4 protein-coding genes are annotated in these 2760 nt (G+C 70.0%); 2 read left to right on the top strand and 2 right to left on the bottom strand.

Annotated elements, in window-relative coordinates; translation table 11 throughout:
• The first annotated feature begins 209 nt into the window (after positions 1 to 209).
• Both QH283_RS23305 and mscL read left to right on the top strand, forming a co-directional pair.
• A complete protein-coding gene (locus tag QH283_RS23305) occupies positions 210 to 899 on the top strand; it encodes an SAF domain-containing protein (RefSeq protein WP_280505076.1) in 690 nt (229 codons plus the stop codon).
• A gap of 226 nt (positions 900 to 1125) precedes the next feature.
• The gene (gene mscL / locus QH283_RS23300; RefSeq protein ID WP_280505077.1) at positions 1126 to 1533 is read left to right on the top strand and encodes a large conductance mechanosensitive channel protein MscL; all 408 of its coding nucleotides are present in this window, start codon (positions 1126 to 1128) and stop codon (positions 1531 to 1533) included.
• A gap of 76 nt (positions 1534 to 1609) precedes the next feature.
• Here the strand turns inward: mscL and QH283_RS23295 are convergent, their stop codons facing one another.
• Positions 1610 to 2284 (bottom strand): MspA family porin, encoded by a 675-nt coding sequence (locus tag QH283_RS23295; protein ID WP_280505075.1) that lies wholly within the window; start codon positions 2282 to 2284, stop codon positions 1610 to 1612.
• A gap of 87 nt (positions 2285 to 2371) precedes the next feature.
• Positions 2372 to 2623 carry an MspA family porin gene (locus QH283_RS23290; protein ID WP_432420768.1) on the bottom strand — a complete coding sequence of 84 codons (252 nt, stop codon included), beginning with the start codon at positions 2621 to 2623 and terminating at the stop codon, positions 2372 to 2374.
• Positions 2624 to 2760 lie beyond the last annotated feature (137 nt).

The raw sequence follows: 2760 nt of genomic DNA, 5'->3' as shown, positions 1-2760 counted from the left end.
TGCAGCACCTCCAGTAGGAGTAGCAGGTGGGGGGCCTGCCCTGGATCCCCGCCGCTATCGCCGGGTTCCCCACCGGGCTATCGTCGTATCTTCCCGGCGCGGCCGGCGAATGCTTCCGCACAGGCAGGAGTTGTCCACAGCCCCGCGGTTGTCCCCAGCCCGCGATTCCCGCGGTGCGCGAGGCGCTTCCACGCCGATAGCGTGACCGCATGACTCGCCTGTTCAGCATTCCCGGCCGTCCGCGCGACATTCCCGGCCGTGCGCGCGACGACGATCTCGGCGCCGATTCGCCGCTGCGCACGGCCTGGCAGAGCCGCCCGTCCTGGGCCGATGCCGTCCTCGCCCGTCGCCTCGCCGCCGTCGCGCTCGTCTGCGTCGCCGCCGTCCTGCTGATCCGGGGAGATCCCGGCGCCGCCCGGGTGCCCGTCCTGGTCGCGAGCCGCGACCTCTCGCCGGGCGCCACGCTCACCGAGGGCGATCTCGCCACCGTCGCGCACGAGGCGGGTTCCCTGCCGACGGGCGCGGTCGGCGACCCGGGCGAACTGACCGGCGCCACCCTCACCTCGGCCATGCGCACCGGCGAGGTGTTCACCGACCTGCGGGTCGTCGGCCCCCGCCTGGCCGAGGTCGCCACCGGCGCCGCGCAGTCACGGATCGTGCCGATCCGGTTGGCCGACACGGCGGTGGCGGGTGTGCTGCGACCGGGCGACCGGGTCGACGTGGTCGGCGCCCAGGAGCGGGCGCACACCCTGGCGGCCGACGCCGCGGTGGTGCTCGTGGCCGGTTCCGGGGATCGCGACCGGGCCGGACCGGTCGTGCTGCTGGCCATGGACGCCGAGCACGCCGTGACGGTCGCCGCGGCCTCACTGCACACCGCCCTGACCGTCGTCTTCCATTGACCGGCGGTTTCCGGTTTTCCGCCCGTCCGGCCGATTCCCGCGGCGGTTCCATTCCGGCCCGGACGCCGATTCGGGCCTGTTCCCATTCCGCCACGACAGCGGATTGCGCCGACTGGGCCGCGTTCGCCCGTGGATTGCCGTGGATGTGAACTACGATCCCGGCACGGCGGATATTCTGCTTTCGCCGAGCGCGACCGTTGGATCGTCCCGAAGAGGAGAACTCGGCATGCTCAAAGGCTTCAAGGATTTCCTGCTCCGCGGAAACGTCGTCGACCTGGCAGTTGCCGTCGTCATCGGCACCGCCTTCGTGGCTATCGTCACCGCGTTCACCAACGGAATCATCAATCCACTGCTCGCGGTATTCGGTGACGCCAATGAGATCGGATTGGGTTTCCGGCTGGTTGCCGACAATCCGGCGACGTTCGTCGCGGTCGGCCCGATCATCACCGCGGTGATCAACTTCCTGCTCATCGCGGCCATTCTCTACTTCGTGCTGGTGCTGCCCTCGATCCATCTGAAGAAGCGCCGCGGCGGCGAGGTGGAGGAGCCGCTCAGCGACACCGAACTACTCACCCAGATCAGGGATCTGCTCGCGGAGGGGCAGCAGAGCTCGGGCGGACGTCACGAGATCTGAACGCGCGCACCGGTCGCGGCACGGGACGGGCCCGTCGCCGGTGTGGCGACGGGCCCGTTCGCGTGGTTCGCGCGGATCAGCCGAGGCTGAACGGCTGGCCCCACAGGGTCTCCGAGGTGATGACGTTGGCCTTCTCGAGCTCGACGCTGACGAAGGCGCGGGCCTGCGCGTAGCCGCCGCAGCCGTTCAGGCCGATGGTGGAGTCGGCCCAGGTGACCGAGCCGCTGTTGCCGCTGAACTTGTTGCGGGCCATGTGCGACTCGCTGCCGAAGTCGTCGGCCTCCTCGATGTCGAGGATGTAGAACGACTGGGCCTGCCCGGGGCCGAGGGTCAGATCGCCGCCGCCGGAGGCGCCGACGCCGCCGGTGACGGTGTCACCGCTCCAGTCCAGGCTGCCGTCGACGCCGCCGCCGACGCCGCCACCGGCGATGTTGACCTGGCAGCCGACCACGTAGCCGGGCTTGATCTTGCCGCCGATGTCCTCGCCGCCGCTGATCTCCACCTGCGCGCTGCCGGAGACCCAGGCGTTGCGGTGCACGGGGGTGGCGCCCATGGAGGGGCTGATGAGGGCGGACTCGTTCACCAGGCGGACGGTCACGACGGTGCCGTCGGACAGCGTCTTGGTGATCTCGCCACCGGGCAGCGGGACGAAGGTGTCGGCGTTGGCCGCACCCGTGGACAGCAGGCCGAGGCCGATGGCCGCGGCGGCCCCGGCCCCGGCCACCCGCGCCACATTCTTACGGTTGATCATGTGTGCAATACCCTTCGAGGGTCGACTCGCTTGCGCGAGACGATGTTTCGGTCTTGTTCGTGGAGAGTGGGTTGTGACGCGGCCGGATCAGCCGATGCTGAACGGCTGGCAGTAGAGCGTGGTCTTGGAGTAGTGGTCGCCGATGATCTCGACGACCGTGTACGCACGCGCCTGGGCGTAGCCGGCGCAACCCTGGATCTCGATCTCGACGTCCTGGTACTCGACCGAGTAGACGCCGGGTTCGGTGATGTTCTTGTAGTTGATCTGCACGAACTTGACCTCGCCGGGGCCGAGGCTCAGACCGAAGGAGCCGCCGAGGCCGCCGTCGCTGAGGGTCACGGAGCCCGACATGCCGAGGCTGACGGCGTCGGGGCCCCCTGGGGCCCGGCCCCACCCCAATTAAGCCCAGGTAGGGAGGCGGACACCCCGGGGGGAGCGAGTTTTTGTTACCCGGGGCCCCGGGGGGCCCCGTGTGG

It is taken from the genome of Nocardia farcinica (assembly GCF_029867845.1).
Classification (GTDB): domain Bacteria; phylum Actinomycetota; class Actinomycetes; order Mycobacteriales; family Mycobacteriaceae; genus Nocardia; species Nocardia farcinica_A.
This window is presented reverse-complemented; position numbering and strand designations above follow the sequence as displayed.